Source organism: Embleya sp. NPDC008237 (genome assembly GCF_042956465.1).
GTDB lineage: Bacteria > Actinomycetota > Actinomycetes > Streptomycetales > Streptomycetaceae > Embleya.
In genome coordinates this window covers 650,836-665,248 of record NZ_JBIBGL010000004.1, presented here as the reverse complement: position 1 = coordinate 665,248, position 14,413 = coordinate 650,836, and the positions used below count along the sequence as shown (strand labels likewise).

Here is a 14,413-nt window from a genome sequence, read left to right as displayed (position 1 = left end):
ACTTCGAAACGCGTGAGGCGGGCTCCGCAGTGCGCGCGGACGCGCACCGGGCGAGGGAAGGGGCCACTCACGCCGGGCGGATACGGGTGGAGGAGAGGCCGCGCAGGCGATCGGATCGGCGGGCGCGGGCGGACCCGGGGACGGCGAGCGGGCGAACGCGGGCCCGGGACGCATGCCGTCGGCATCGGTCGGGGCGGGGCGCGTCCGCGGCGGGCACGCGGCGGCCGGGCCCGCGGCCCGGCGGCTGCGCACGAACGGTGCGCGCCGGGCCGCGGGTGGTGGGCGGATCAGCAGGTCTTGCGCACGTACTTGCTGTTTCCGACGGGAGTCACGTCGACGTCACGGCGTACGACGCTGAGCTTGTCGCCCCACTTGGAGCAGGCGTTGGACAGGCCCTTCGCCGTGTACTCGATCACGATCACGTTGTTGCCGAAGTACTTGGTGTAGTCGTTGCACTCGTTCCACTGGCCGCATTCCTCGGCGACGGCGAAGTCGAGTCCCAGCGCCGTGCGGTTCCCCGCCAGCTCGGCCGTGTTCTTCTGCGCGATCGCCAATCCGCGGCGGTGCGCGTGGGCGGACAGCAGCGCGATGTAGTCCTGGGCGTTCGCGTCGGTGAGCAGGTCCTCGGAGCGGGTGAAACTGTCGTAGTTGTCCGGCTCGACGGCCTGGAAGCCCTTGTTCGCGCATTCGTCGATCAGGGCATCGACCCTATTGGCGACGGCGGTGCGCTTCTCGGGGGTGCGCAGGTCGAGCAGGGCTTCCTTCCATTTGCCGTCGTAGACGATCGAGTCGTCGGAGCGGCGCAACAACAGGTCGGCGGGCCAGTCGCCTTCCCGCTTGGGCTGGGCCTGGAAGGCGTTGACATAACAGATGTTGTAGAGCCCGGGGACCGGGGAGGCGCCGTGGTCGCGAGTGACCACCTCGACTCCGGTCGGCGGGGTGTAGGCGCCGCCGATCTGGTAGTCGAAGTCGGCGTGCGCCGGCGGCAGGGTGATCGCCGCGGCCTTCGCGGGGGCGCCCGCGCTCGCCGTGCTGCCCGCCTCGGCGCCCGAGTCCGCGCCGGTGCTCGCGTCGGCGGACGTCGAGAGGAACAGGGTGCCCGCGATCGCCGCGGTGGTCGCCGCGACTGCGGCGAAGCGTCGGGCCGATCTGCGCGGGAGGAAGGTGTTCATCATCGAACTCCAGATGCGGAGGATACGTCCCCGCCTCGGAGGTCCACAGACATCGCGGACATCCTGGCGACTTTGTCCGGGCTTGCGGCTTCATGCCGCCTACCGGCTGGGCGTACCTTTGACGCCGATTGCACTGCCCTCGGCGTCGCAGCAGTAAATCGAGCAACATTCGTCATGTCAAGGGATCGTCTTTGCGCAGGGCGCGCACGGCGGTTGTCGCTCGCGGCGCCGAAATATCGTGTACCGAAGCCGTTCCGGGAATCCGATGACTGCGCGAATGCGCACGGATATGCTGCGCGGATGCTGAGAACTGAGCGCCACGCGCGCATCCTCGAACACGTCTCCGCGAAGGGGAGCGTGAGCGTCGAGGAGCTGTCCGAGGTATTGGCGGTCTCGGGAGCCACGGTGCGGCGCGACCTCCAGCACCTGGACGCGATGAACCTGCTGCGCCGCACCCACGGCGGCGCGTCCGTGGGCAACATCGGCCTGGAGACGCCGATGCAGTACCGCAGCGAGCGCCGCCGACCGGAGAAGCTGGCCATTGCCCGGGCCGCCGCCGCGCTGGTGCCGGCCAAGGCCGTGGTCGGGCTGACCGGAGGATCCACCGCCACCGAGATCGCCCGCATCCTCGCCGACCGCGGACCCGTGACCATCGTCACCAACGCGGTGAACATCGCGGCCGAGATGGTCCTGCACAAGGACGTCACACTCGTCGTCATCGGCGGCACCGCGCGCAACGAAAGCTACGAGCTGGTCGGCCCGATCGCCGAGAAGACCCTCGCGGACTACTTCACCGACGTGACCTTCCTGGGCGTGGACGGCATCAGCGCCGCGCACGGCTGCACCACCCACGACCAGCTGGAGGCCGCCACCGACCGAGCCTTCACCGACCGCAGCGGTCACACCGTCGTGGTGGCGGACAACTCGAAGATCGGAAAGGTGACCCTGGCGCGGATCTGCCCGCTGAGCCGGATCGGCCACCTGGTCACCGACCGGGACGCCCCGCCGGAGGAACTGGCCGCGATCGAGGAGGCGGGCGTCGCGGTGACCGTGGTGTGAACCGGGCGCGGTGCGGGGCACCCGTTCGGCCGGCCGCTACCCCAGGGCGTCCAGCAGTTCGCGCTCCCGGGCCGGGGTGAGGCCGGTGCGGCGGGGGCGGTCCAGGCCCTGTTCGCGTTCCCAGCGCAGGGTGTCGGCGAGCAGTTCGGTGCGCGGGCGGTGCCGAAGCCCCGCGGTGCGCGCGGCCGTTCCGGTGCGGGCGGACCAGCCCGCATGGTCCGCCGCGACCATCCACATCGCCAGCGAATCCGGACCCATGTACTCGGCCACGCCCTGCGCCAGCAGCCACTGCGGGTCGGCGGTGACGACCGGGCCGCGGTGTCCGCCGACGGTGCGGGACAGCGCGATCCAATCCGCGAAGGCGAGCGTGGGGCCCACCGCGTCGTAGGTGCCGACGGTGCCGGCCGCCGCGGCCTCCAGCAGCCAACCGGCGAGGTCGCGGACGTCGACGACCTGGGTCGGCGCCGCGGGCGAGTCGGGCACCAGCATCGGGCCGTGCGGATCGCGTGCGGCCCGCCCCACCCAGTAGCCGGACCGGCCGCTGTGATCGCCCGGACCGCCGATCAGGCCCGCGCGCGCGATCAGCAGTCGCCCGCCCACCGCGTCGTGCGAGGCCCGCTCGCAGGCCACCTTCGCCTCGCCGTACAGCTCGCGATCGACCTCGCCGAGCGTGGTCGCCGCCAGGAGATCGGCGGATTCGTCCGCTTCCGGCACGGCGTGCGCGGCGTAGACGTTGATCGAGGAGACGTAGCTCCAGTGCCGGACCCGATCCGCCAGCGCGTCGAGCGCGCCGCGCACGAAGTCGGGCTGCCAGGACACCTCGACGACCGCGTCCCAGTCGCGATCGAGCAGCGGCGCGTACGCCCGGGGATCGTGTCGGTCGGCGGCCACGAGCACGGCCCCCTCGGCGGGTGCGCCGCTTTCGCCGCGTGCCAGGCAGGTCACCCGGTGGCCGCGCTCGATCGCCTGTCGGGACACCTCACGACCCACCCACGCCGTACCGCCGAGTACCAGGATCTCCATCCCGCCACTCAAGCATCGTGCGTAGCGAGGGGCCAAGAGGGTTTCGCCGAGGGCGGATCCGCCCCGGTCCCGGGGCGCAGCGCCACCCTGCGGCTACAGATAGTCGTCCAGGCGGGCGAGGGCGAAGCCCTGGCTGGTGACCGTGTCGACGACCCGGCGGAGCATCTGGGTCATGTCGCCCTGCCACTGCCCGGGGCCGCGGAAGTGGGTGAGGATGATGTCACCCGGCTTGAAGACGTGGTCGTAGCGATACTCCATGCGGTCCGGGAACGCCTCCTGGTTCCAGATCGGGAACGCGACGATCCCGCAGGACTGCGCGGCGTACAGGGTGTCCTCGTTGAACTCGCCGTACGGTGGCCGGAACAGCCGGGGCGTGCTGCCGATCTCGCGGGTCAATTCGTCCTGCTGGCGGCAGATCTCCCGCTGCTGGGCCGCGTAGCCCAGCTTGCGCAGATCCGGGTGGTTGAGCGTGTGGTTGTTCACCGTCACGCCCTGCTCGTGCAGCCGGCGGAAGTAGCCGTAGTCCTCGCGCGCCAGGTAGCCGCTGACGAACGCGCTGAACGGCACCTTGAGTTCGCGGGCCATCCGGGCGAACTCCGGGTCCTTCTCCGCGCCGTCGTCGACGGTGAGGAAGACGACCCGCTCCTCGGTGGGCACCCGGTGGACCACGGCCGGCAGGTCGCCGTAGAGCTTCACCCCCGGGCCGGGCCGCAGCACCGGGCGGGTGGCCGGCGGCGCGGGGGCCGCGATCGGTACGGCCGCCAGGCCCCACTTGCGCGCGGCGGCGGCCACGGCGGCGCGTTCGCGACGCGTGGCGGCCTCGCGTTCCGCCAGGTCCGGGTGCGCGCCCCGGGCCTGGCCGCCGCCCTGCCCGGGCGGCTCGGCCGGCGCCGCCCGGTCCTGCGCCGCCACCCGCTGCGGCGCCTTGACCGGCACGGTCGCCGAGTCCGCGCACCCGGCGACGGCGAGACACAGACACAGGCCCAGCGCGACACGGCAGCGGGTGAGCACTCGCCGCGAGCGGGACGTCATCGAATCCACACAGCCCATGGCGGCGTCTGGTGCCCATTCCCACGCCGATCCGAACCAGGACATTCGTTCGATCCGCGCTCGTGGGCAGGTCGATCGGCATCCGGCGCGTGCGGGCGTGCTCCGATCGGGTCGGCGGGCATCCGGGGCCGTCCGCCCCGCCGTGCCGGTGGCCGGAGGCGGGTCGGCAAGAATGGGCGCCTACACCCGATCGGGCGGGCACACGATGCCCGCACGATCGCACCGTGACCAGGAGTCGAGCCGAGGAGGCAGGCGTGGGTGCCGAGAACGGGCAGTCCGCAGAGCAGGCGCAGCCGATCAAGCAGCGCAAGAACGGCCTGTACCGGGGCGTCTCGGAGGAACTGGCCGCGAACATGCGGGCCGGCTGGGCCGACACCGCGCGCGAGGACCTCGCGCCGATCGAACAGGCCCCGAACGCCGCCCGCCGACGGGCCGCGCTGTCGGCCCGCTTCCCGGGCGAGCGCCTGGTGATTCCCGCGGGCAATCTCAAGACCCGATCCAACGACACCGAGTACCCCTTCCGGGCAGCGAGCGAGTACGCCTACCTGACCGGCGACCTGACCCAGGACGGGGTCCTCGTCCTGGAACCGGTCGCCGACGGACACGACGCGGTGCTGTACCTGCTGCCGCGCTCGAACCGGGAGAACGGCGAGTTCTGGCTGGACGGCCAGGGCGAGCTGTGGGTCGGCCGGCGGCCCGGTCTGCGCGAGGGCGAGGCGCTGTACGGGCTGCCGTGCCGCGACGTGCGCGAGGCCGCGGCCGAGGTGGTCCGGGCCGGCGCGGACGTGCGCATCGTGCGTGGGCACGACGCCGGGCTGGAGGGTGCGCTCGGTGACCGGCTGAACGCCGACCGGGACGAGGAACTGCGGGTCTTCCTGGCCGACGAGCGGCTGGTCAAGGACGAGTTCGAGATCCGCCAGCTCCAGGCGGCGGTGGACTCGACCGTGCGCGGCTTCGAGGACGTCGTGCGGGTGCTGGACCGGGCCGAGGCCACCTCCGAGCGCTACATCGAGGGCACCTTCTTCCTGCGGGCGCGGGTCGAGGGCAACGACGTCGGATACGGCTCGATCTGCGCGGCCGGCCCGCACGCGACCACGCTGCACTGGGTGCGCAACGACGGCCCGGTGCGCGCCGGCGACCTGCTGCTCCTGGACGCGGGGGTGGAGACGCACACGCTGTACACGGCGGACGTGACCCGGACGCTGCCGATCACGGGCCGCTTCACCGAGCTCCAGCGGCGGATCTACGACGCGGTGTTCGCCGCGCAGGAGGCCGGCATCGCCGCCGTGCGTCCCGGCGCCAAGTACCGCGAGTTCCACGACGAGGCGCAGCGCGTGCTCGCCGAGCACCTGGTCGCCTGGGGCATCGTCGAGGGGCCGGTGGAGCGGGTCCTGGAGCTGGGCCTGCAGCGCCGGTGGACACTGCACGGCACGGGCCACATGCTCGGCTTGGACGTGCACGACTGCGCGGTGGCGCGCACCGAGTCGTACGTGGACGGTGCGCTGGAGCCGGGCATGTGTCTGACGGTGGAGCCCGGTCTGTACTTCCAGGCCGACGACCTGACGGTGCCCGAGGAGTACCGCGGTATCGGCGTGCGGATCGAGGACGACATCCTGGTCACCGAGGACGGCAACCGGAACCTGTCGGCCGGTCTGCCGCGGGCGGCGGACGAGATCGAGTCGTGGATGGCGCGCCTGCGCGGCTGACGCGGGTGCGCATCGCAGGCCGCCCTCCCCGAGGTCCGAGGAGGGCGGCCTGCGGCGTGTGTTCCGCAACGTCGCCGGCAGTTGCGGGAGTTGCCCACTTCGGGGGCAACCGGCGGCCCCGGGGCGGGTGTCGGGCCGCAGTGGGGCCGGTCGGCGGCGGGCGCCGGCCGGTCGGGATCAGGATTCGGCCGCACCGGTGCGGGCCAGGCGTGCCTCGATCTCCTCGCGGATCGGCCGATAGAGCGCGTCGGCCGCGTGCATGCGCGCCGCGCAGTGCTCCCAGGCCCGACGGGAGCGTTTCCCGCGGCCCGGGATCAGGTCGTAGCGGCGCAGCCGCACCTGGCGAACGTCGACCATGAAACCGGACCTGGTGCGGATTCCGTGTGCCCGGCGGACCTCGGCGTCGGCGGCCCGCAGTTCGGTCTCGAAGGTGTCGTGGGCCCACCGCCACAGGGTCTCCTCGTCGTGGGTGGCGGGGACGACGGGGTTGCGGCCCGCGCGGTGCTCGACGACGGCGTAGAGGGTGAACTCCAGTCCGTCGGGCACGTGCACCCACGACAGGGTGTCCCACGGCCTGGGGACGGGTCGGAAGGTCGTGCGATGCACGACGGTCATCGGGTTCTCACCGGCCGTTGCGGTTCTCGTCGCGGACGCTCGCCCGGGCGGCCGCGATCAGGGTCGGGCGGTCGATCTCCAGGTTGCGCAACACGCGGGCGGCCGTGCCGTGTTCGAGTTCGGCGACGGCGATCAGGACGTGCGCGGTGCGCAGTTTCCCGGGGCGCTCGGCCTTGGCGATGGCGACGGCCCGCTGGAACACCTCGTTCGCACTGCCCGTGGCGCGGTAGGGCCCGCGCGGGGCGGGGGCGGGCGGGGCGGCGGGGAGCGCGTCGGCGTCGATGCCGACCGAACGCAGGGCCGCGGCATGGGTTTCGGCGAGGGCGCGGCGTACGTCCTCGATCCCGGCGCCGGCGCCGGAGCCGGCCAGGGCGGTGCGGGCGGAGTCGTCGGGCAGGGTGAGGGCGGCCAGGAGCAGGTGTTCGGGGCCGGGGGACTCCTCACCGAGGGCCCGGGCCTCCTCCTCGGCGGCGGTGAACAGGCGCTTCATGGCGCCCATGTCGTGTATTGCGCTGCGAATACCCACGGTCGTTCTCCTTGCCGGTCCGGTTGGTCACCGGTCCTCTTGCGGTGCTCGTCGGTTCGGTGACAGTCGTTTGTGGGCGGCCTGGGCACTCATGCCCAGGGCTTGGCCGATGTGGTTCCAGGTCCAGCCCTGGGCGAGTGCGTGGTCCACTGCGGATCGCTCCAGCGCGGCCGCGAGGTTGCGCAGTGCGACCACGGCCGCGAACGCGTCCTCGGGACGCTCGGGCGAGGGAACGTCTTTGGCCTCGATCACGCATCAACTTTAGTTGATGGCGGATCGGCACGTCAACAAAAGTTGATGACGTGGATCCGGTGTCGAGGGTGTCGGGGCGGCGCGCTACGAAGGGGGCATGACAGCGACGTTCGACAAGCTCGACGACAAGGGCGTCCCGCCCGCCCTCACCGGACTGATCGGCGGCTTCCTCTACTGGAAGCCCGGTGCGCTCGCCGGGATCGAGCGGATCGGCGGATATCTGGCCGGCACCGACCTGCCCGCCGGGCGGGACGCTCCGGAACGGGTCGGCGCCGGCGAGTGGACCGGGTTCATCGGTCGGACCGGGGCGATCGCGCTGCGCGCGGCGGCGCCGTCGACCCGGCCCGAGCGCCGGGAACGGCTGCTCGCGTTGTTGGAGATGTGGGCGGACAGCGTATTCGTCGACCCGACGGTGCGGATGCGCCGGGGAACGGTGCGCGACCCGCAGTCGAACGCCGTGCGCGACGAGCGCGGCGCCACGATCCTGGTCTGCCACCTCCGGGAGGGCATCCGGGTGCTCGAACTGCGCACCGGTGACGCCGAGCCGCCCGGCCTGGGGCCGCTGGAGGAGGTCGAGGAACTGCCGCACGACGGTTGGGGCAGTGCCCGGCAGCTCCGTGACCTGGTCGCCCTGGTCCGCGAGCGGGGGCCGATGCCGTGGGACCCGGAAGCGGTGGCGCGACTGGCCGCCGACACGGGGATGTCCCGCGCCGCCGCCGCACTCGCACTCGCGGGTACGCCCGGGACGGACATGTTCCACAAGCCGTTCCTGGACGCCGACGAACGCCGTCTGCTGGACCTGAAGGCCGGCGAAGTCGAGACCGCACGCGTCGAGTCGGGACGCCTCGAGGAACAGGGGTGGCTCGACCTGCTCGCGGGCGTACTCCCGGCCGATCCCGCCGACCTGTGGGCGCCCGACGCCCCGCGGCACCTCGCCGGCCGGATCGCCGCCGCGTGGCACCTGCGCCACGGCCGGCGGGTCCCGATCCCGGAGACCTCGCGCGCGCTGATCGCCGAGCAGGAGTCGAGGCTGCCCGCGGCCGAACTGTGCGAGGCGCTGGCCCACTCCGCGGCCGACCCGCTGCTCGCCGAGGACCTCGACACGTGGCTGAACGCCCCGCACGACGGCGACATCGGGCTGGTCGACGCCACGGGTCGGGGCTCCGCGCCGCGTCGGATGGAGCACCTGATCGAGGACCTGGCCGCCCTCGTGCCGACCGTGTACGCCGAACTCCCGGCCGGCGACCCGATCCGCGAGGGCCTGCCCGCTCTGGTGCGCAACGCCCGCGCCCGCCTGGACCACCCCGGGCTGCTGCTCGCCGCCGGCCACCTCTTCGGCGAGACCACGGTCGACGAGCTCCGTGTGCGGTTCGGGCCGCACCCGTACGACGCCCCGGAGCCGCTCTCCGCGCCCGCGTTCGACGACGGCCTGACGGTGGCCGCCGGAGCCGCGCCGCCGTCCTTCTACGGCCGACACCGGCACCATCCCCGCCTGTTCTTTCGGCCCGCCGTACTCGGCGACGACGCCCGCGCGCAGCGGCTCCGGGACACGCTCGGCTTCGGTGGCGAGAGCGTGCTCGCGGGCGTGCGCCGACTGCGCGGCGACTACTTCACCCGGATCGTCGCCCGCGTGGAATCCGGCGCGCTGCCGGTGGGCGCGTACGAGGCGAACCCCGCCGCGAGCGTGCCGGATCTGGTCGAACGCGCCGCGAAGGCGCTCGGCCTGGCCCCGGACCCGGCCGCGCTGTACCTGCAACTGCTCGCCCTGGAGGCGCCCACCGATCGCGGCGTGCGCACCTGGAACGGCTGGACGCCGACGCGGCACCGCAAGGCCGTCGCGGCACTCGTGGAGGCGGGCCTGGCCGTCGCCGACAAGCGCTCCCGAGCCGGGCGGGGCGTCTTCCTGCCGGGTGCGTGGGCGCCGGCGGCAAAGCCGTACCGGCCGATGGAGACCTGGAAGGCGGCGTTCCTCGGCGTCGAGGTCGCCGGCTACGACGGCGGGATCCACGACGGCGTCGTCCTCGACCGCACGCTGCCCGAACTGTTCGCCGACGCCTGGGAGTCGGTCGAGCGGGGCGAGGGACCCGGATGAGGCGCGGCGCCGGAACGGACCCGCGCCGGAGCGGACCGCACCCCGGCGACGGGTCGCCACCACGAGCTCGTTCACCTCGACGTCGGCCGGCTGTTCGATTGCCTTCGGCCGGTGGTACCACCCGCGCCCGTCGACCGCTCCCGGGTGGCCGGCGGGGGGTGCCGTGCCGGTCGGGTCAGGCGGCCACGGCCGCCGCGGTGGCGAGCAGTTCGCCGAGGGTTCCGGTGAAGTCGGAGAGCAGGTTCGACGCCACGATCCAGGCGTCCACGTTCTCGCGCAGGTGCCCGCGCACCAGGTCGCCGGCGTAGTCGCGGCACACGAGCAGGGCGTGCGCCGCCGGTCGGGCTCCGGTGAGGATCTCCGTGGGGGTCAGCAGGCCGTCGCGCAGGAGGTCGCCCACCTCCCAGATGGGCACATCGCGCACGGGAGGGTCGGCGAACAGGGCGCGTGCCACCGTGGGTGATCGGATCGACCCGGAGGAGAAGAACCCCGGTTGGCGCCGGACGAGGGTGGCGATCAGGGCTTCGGGGCACTCCGGGTGATACGCCGCGACGGCGACCGCCGGATCCCGGAAGGGCGTGGGTGCGCGGTCCGGTTCCTCGGCCAGGCGCACCCACAACGCGGGCGGCACCCGGGGCGGCAGCGCGCGCAGCGGCCACGGGGTCGGCCACGTCGCCAGATCCGCGGCCGACGCGCAGCCCTCGACGCGGTATCGGATCTGTCCGCTTCGCGGATCGAAGAACCAGATGCCCTCGTCCGCCGCCGAGAGGGGTCGGAGCACTTCCGGAGGGAGCCGGTCGCCCACCGTCTCCAGGGCCCGGGCCGCGTCGTAGCGTGCGCTGATCCGTCGGGCGAGCCGGGGCGGCAGTTCGCCGGGCCAACGGCGGGCGAGCGCGACCGCGACCGCCGGCGCCGGGGTGTGCCGGCCGGCGCCGAATTCCGACAGGTCGGCCGGATCCAGCGCGGACACCACTTCGGCGGCCAGGTTCGGATCGGCCCGGCTCAGCAGCAGCGACAACGGACTGGCGGCGCCGCGGAGCAGTTCGGACGCGCCGGCGGGCGGCACCATCGGGAGCGCCGGCGCTCCCGGTGCGTCGTTCGTCGGGTCCGGTCCGCCGGCCGGCCGCGCGACGTGCCGCAGCAGTTCGGGGACCGTCCCGGGATGGCCCGGTCCCCGGCGGGCCAGACGCAGCCAGCCGGGCACGTCGCCCGGCAGCAGCGGGGCCAGCGCCGTCAGCAGCGGCCCGAACGCGGCGGTCTGCGCGGAGCGCGGGGCGAACTCGTCGATGGAGCGAAGGACGTGCCACGCGGGGCGCGCCGCGTGCAGGAAACGTTCGGGGGTGAGCACATGCTCCAACAGCGCCCGTTCCAGCGGGCGGTTGTTGTGGTCGACGGTGAAGTCCAGCTCGACCACCGCCTCCGGTGGGCAGCCCTCGGTGCCGGCCAGCGCCGCGGTCACCGCGGGGGTGAACGGGGTCGCCCGATGCGCCCGCAGCAACGCGGCCCAGTCCGGCGGTGCGTCCGCGAGCGAGAGCACGTGTCGGGCCTCGCCGCGGCGCAACCCAGGGGCCCGCAGCAGTGCGATCAGTTCGTCGCCGTCCGGTGCGGCGCAGGCCCCGACCTCCAGCAGCATCAGCCCCTCGGGCGCGTCGAGCGCCGCGCGCACGAGCGGGGCGACCACCCGGGTGCGGTAGCGCCCGACGGACAGCGCGGCGGACGCCGCCTCGGGTCCCTCGGCCCGCCACAGCCCGACCAGGGCCCGGAGCCGGGCCCGTTCGACATGGGGCCGGTTCGGCAGCCGGCCCAGTACGACCAGTGCGTGCCGGAGCAGCCGGGCGTCCCGTGCATGGACGAGGGCCAACGCGTGGACGCCGGTCCGGGTGGACGACAACACCTCGTGCAGCGCGGGGTCCAGGTCGCGGCCGAGGATCCGGCGCCGGATGCGGGTGTCCGCGCGCGGATTGACGAAGACGTGCCGATCCACCTCGGGGTCGTCGAGTTCGACCAGTTGCTCCAACACCGCGCGCCGCAGGCGATCGTGCCGGGCGAGTGCGAGGTGGTCGCTGCGTTCGCCGTGGCTCAGTGCCCAGTCGGCCACTCCCGGAACATCCGACAGTTCGGCCAACCGCCGACCGCGCACACCCGGATCGCAGCGTGCCACGAGCCGGATGATCAGGTTCGGATCGGCGTGCCGCCACAGCGTCGAGATGGCCCTGTTCGGCACGGTCCTTCGCCCCTTCCGTCCGCGCCGACGGCCGACGCGTGGGCGTCGAACGGTCGCCGCCCATCGGATCAGTGTGCCGGCGAGCGGATCCGACCAACCGGGCGGCCACCCGAACTCGGCTTGCCACGGCCCTACTTGCCTCGACCGGGGGCGGCGGCGCGGAGCACGTGTAGGCGTCGGCGGCACGCCCGATCGCGGCTCGGCCGCGGCAGGGCGGGCCGAGCCGCGAGGGTCAGCGGGATCCGGTCAGGTGGGCGAACAACACCGTGTTGTCCTGGTACCCGCCGTGCTCGGGGTCGTAGTCGCCGCCGCAGGTGATCAGGCGCAGTTCGGCCCGGTTCAGGTCGCCGTACACGCGCTGCGTGGGGAAGTCGGTCTTGGTGAAACGTTCGACGGCGTCGACGGTGAACACCGCCGTGCTCCGGTCGGCGCGGTGGATCTCGACGGTGCTGCCCGCGCGTACGGTGCCCACGTCGTAGAAGACGGCGGGGCCGGTGGTCGAGTCGAGGTGGCCGACCAGCACGGCTGGGCCGAGTTCGCCCGGTGTGGGCCCTTGGTCGTACCAGCCGGCCCGTCGCTCCTGGTCGGGGGGCGGTACCTGGACGGCGCCGTCGGCGTCGAGGCCGACCGCGGTGACGGGGGCGTGCAGGCCGATCTCCGCGATGTCGACCGTGGCCGGTTCGGAGCGGGCCAGGAGCGGGCCCTCGACCGCGGGCGCGGCCGGAGCGGCGGGGGAGGGGGTTGCCGTGGATACGACCTTGGGCGCGGCCGTGGCCGCGGCGGGCGGTCGCCGGTCCTGATATCCGATGACGGCGAGCACGATGCCACAGACGAGCACCGCGACGGCCGCCGCCAGGACGAGGCGACGGCCGGCGCGGCGGGTGAGAGGTGTGTCAGCCACGCAGGCTGCCCCGACGCAGCACGAATGCGCCGACACCGGCACCGGCGACGGCGAGGGCGGCGCCGAAACCGAGCAGGTTGTCGTCGACCCCGGTGGTGCCACCCGCACCGCCGGCGACGGCGCCGACCGGGACGATCCTGGTCTGGGTGGCGACCGGGGCCGTCACCGGACGGGCCTCGTGGTGCCGGTTGGGCGTCACGTGCTTGTGCTTGTGCTTGTGCGACGCGGGCTTCTTCCACGCCTCGGGCTTCTTGGCGGGCCCGTGGTCGACCACGACGGTCTTGTGGTTGTTCACCACATTGGTCGTGTGGTTGTGGTTGTTGGTGATGTGGTTGTTCGTGACCACGGTGTTGGTGACGTTGCCGATGATCAGCGTCGAGTCGCCGTTCGGCCGGTGACCGGGCTTGTGCTCCGGCTTGTGCACCGGCTGGTCGGCCGGCTTGTGCTCCGGCTTGTCCATGGGCTTGTCGGCCGGCTTGTGGACGGGCTTGTCCATCGGCTTTTCCGCCGGCTTCTCGGCCGGCTTGTGGACGGGCTTTTCGGCCGGCTTCTCGGCCGGCTTGTGCACGGGCTTGTCGGCCGGCTTCTCGGCCGGCTTGTGTGCCGGCTTGGACGAGCAGTCGTGCGTCGGGCGGGGGCAGTTCGGGGCACCGCCCGACTTCTTGGCGCCCTGTTCGTCGGCGGACCCGGCGCTCGGCGCCTCGGCCTTGATGTCCTTGGTCTGCGCGCCGGGGCCCTCGGAGGCGGCAGCGGCGGTGCCTCCCATGGCTACGGCCAACAAGCCGGCGGCTACGGTGCTGCAAAAGACACGACTGGTACGCATCAGGGACGATCTCTCCTTCGCAGCCGGCGCGTGATCGGCGGTCCGATGGGGAACGCGACGGCAAAACGGAAAGTTTCCTCTTATGGTGCGAAAATCACCCTAAGTAGCTTTATGTAACACTTATGGGCGAGCGGTGCGCATCGGTACCGTGCATGCGGACGGCGGGCGAAGGCGACGAACTCCGGCGTCGATCCGGAGAGTTGCCCGAAGCCCGCCGGCCGGATGGCGGCCCGGCCTCGATCGGCGGGGCGCACACGGGTGGACGAGGCTCCGCCGTGCGACATCGGGCACGTCGCGGCGCCCGAAGGTGCGACGGCTCGACTGTGTTGATCCGGGCAACCCGGGGTGCATCGCCCGCGGCGCGGGCGCGGGCGGCAACAGAGGGAGAAGCCCCAGTGCCCGCAAGCGTGTTCGCGCTACATTCCAGCCGTCTCGACAATCGAGTGGGGGAACCATGACGGGCGGCGCCGGCAGGCGAAGAACGCGATCACGGGCGACGTCCGGGATCGCGCCGATCCTGGCGGCCCTGGTGGTCGCCTCGTGCTCGATGACACCGGACATGTTCGACGGCCCGGTACACGACGTCACGCGGGACTACCTGCGCGCCGTCGCCGGTGGTGCCTCGCCGGCACCGTTCTACGGCGATTGCGGCGGCAAGCACGGCGGGAACGCCGAACGGGCGTTGGCGGGGGAGGGCGGCGGATTCACCTTCACGATGGACAGTTCCTTCCAGGAGGACGATGCGGCCACGGTGAACGTGAACATCACCGGCCAGGACCACACCGCGTCCCCGTATGCCGTCGACCTGCGGCGGGAGAACGGGAAGTGGTTCGTCTGCGGCCTGGATACGCACCATGTGCAGATCAACGCCGGCATCCTGCCTTGAGTCGACCGACGACGGGCAGCGGCGCCCGCTCCGGCGGACCTCCGGCGGATCTCGGCGGTCCGCGCCGCCCGACATCCGCCCCGC

Annotated in this window: 13 protein-coding genes; 4 read left to right on the top strand and 9 right to left on the bottom strand. The window is 73.0% G+C overall.

All coding sequences use genetic code 11. The features are described 5' to 3' along the window. Nucleotides 1–287 precede the first annotated feature (287 nt). Nucleotides 288–1,172: an endo alpha-1,4 polygalactosaminidase gene (locus tag ACFZBU_RS13345; protein WP_391583751.1), complete on the bottom strand. Its 885-nt coding sequence runs from the start codon at nt 1,170–1,172 to the stop codon at nt 288–290. 300 nt (nt 1,173–1,472) lie between these two features. Here ACFZBU_RS13345 and ACFZBU_RS13340 point away from each other — a divergent pair, with 300 nt between their 5' ends. Next, nucleotides 1,473–2,231, top strand: a complete 759-nt coding sequence (locus ACFZBU_RS13340; protein ID WP_391583633.1) for a DeoR/GlpR family DNA-binding transcription regulator — start codon at nt 1,473–1,475, stop codon at nt 2,229–2,231. Between the two features lie 36 nt (nt 2,232–2,267). Here ACFZBU_RS13340 and ACFZBU_RS13335 read toward each other — a convergent pair whose 3' ends face one another. Beyond that, nucleotides 2,268–3,254, bottom strand: a complete 987-nt coding sequence (locus ACFZBU_RS13335) for an NAD-dependent epimerase/dehydratase family protein (RefSeq protein ID WP_391583750.1) — start codon at nt 3,252–3,254, stop codon at nt 2,268–2,270. A gap of 93 nt (nt 3,255–3,347) precedes the next feature. Next, nucleotides 3,348–4,286, bottom strand: coding sequence for a polysaccharide deacetylase family protein (locus tag ACFZBU_RS13330; protein WP_391583632.1), 939 nt, complete (start codon nt 4,284–4,286; stop codon nt 3,348–3,350). Between the two features lie 272 nt (nt 4,287–4,558). On the opposite strand from ACFZBU_RS13330, the gene ACFZBU_RS13325 reads away from it, so the two are divergent. Beyond that, a complete protein-coding gene (locus tag ACFZBU_RS13325; RefSeq protein ID WP_391583749.1) occupies nt 4,559–6,010 on the top strand; it encodes an aminopeptidase P family protein in 1,452 nt (483 codons plus the stop codon). Between the two features lie 177 nt (nt 6,011–6,187). Here ACFZBU_RS13325 and ACFZBU_RS13320 read toward each other — a convergent pair whose 3' ends face one another. Genes ACFZBU_RS13320 through ACFZBU_RS13310 form a run of 3 tightly spaced genes read right to left on the bottom strand, consistent with a single transcriptional unit; the run spans nt 6,188 to nt 7,403 of the window. Next, entirely contained in the window at nt 6,188–6,625 is a 438-nt protein-coding gene (locus ACFZBU_RS13320; protein WP_391583631.1) for a hypothetical protein, read from the bottom strand. 7 nt (nt 6,626–6,632) lie between these two features. Next, nucleotides 6,633–7,151 (bottom strand): Clp protease N-terminal domain-containing protein, encoded by a 519-nt coding sequence (locus ACFZBU_RS13315; protein WP_391583630.1) that lies wholly within the window; start codon nt 7,149–7,151, stop codon nt 6,633–6,635. Nucleotides 7,152–7,178: 27 nt separating this feature from the next. Next, nucleotides 7,179–7,403, bottom strand: coding sequence for a helix-turn-helix domain-containing protein (locus ACFZBU_RS13310; RefSeq protein WP_391583629.1), 225 nt, complete (start codon nt 7,401–7,403; stop codon nt 7,179–7,181). Between the two features lie 97 nt (nt 7,404–7,500). Between ACFZBU_RS13310 and ACFZBU_RS13305 the strand changes: the two genes are divergently transcribed. After that, a complete protein-coding gene (locus ACFZBU_RS13305; protein WP_391583628.1) occupies nt 7,501–9,495 on the top strand; it encodes a hypothetical protein in 1,995 nt (664 codons plus the stop codon). 175 nt (nt 9,496–9,670) lie between these two features. On the opposite strand, the gene ACFZBU_RS13300 is transcribed toward ACFZBU_RS13305, so the two are convergent. The 3 genes from ACFZBU_RS13300 to ACFZBU_RS13290 form a co-directional block, all read right to left on the bottom strand. Continuing rightward, a complete protein-coding gene (locus ACFZBU_RS13300) occupies nt 9,671–11,719 on the bottom strand; it encodes a hypothetical protein (protein WP_391583627.1) in 2,049 nt (682 codons plus the stop codon). Between the two features lie 232 nt (nt 11,720–11,951). Further along, nucleotides 11,952–12,620 (bottom strand): class F sortase, encoded by a 669-nt coding sequence (locus ACFZBU_RS13295; protein WP_391583626.1) that lies wholly within the window; start codon nt 12,618–12,620, stop codon nt 11,952–11,954. Next, nucleotides 12,613–13,443, bottom strand: a complete 831-nt coding sequence (locus ACFZBU_RS13290; protein WP_391583625.1) for a hypothetical protein — start codon at nt 13,441–13,443, stop codon at nt 12,613–12,615. The genes ACFZBU_RS13295 and ACFZBU_RS13290 overlap by 8 nt, the downstream gene beginning before the upstream one ends. Nucleotides 13,444–13,990: 547 nt before the next feature. On the opposite strand from ACFZBU_RS13290, the gene ACFZBU_RS13285 reads away from it, so the two are divergent. Further along, entirely contained in the window at nt 13,991–14,329 is a 339-nt protein-coding gene (locus ACFZBU_RS13285; protein WP_391583624.1) for a hypothetical protein, read from the top strand. The last annotated feature ends 84 nt before the right edge of the window (nt 14,330–14,413 follow it).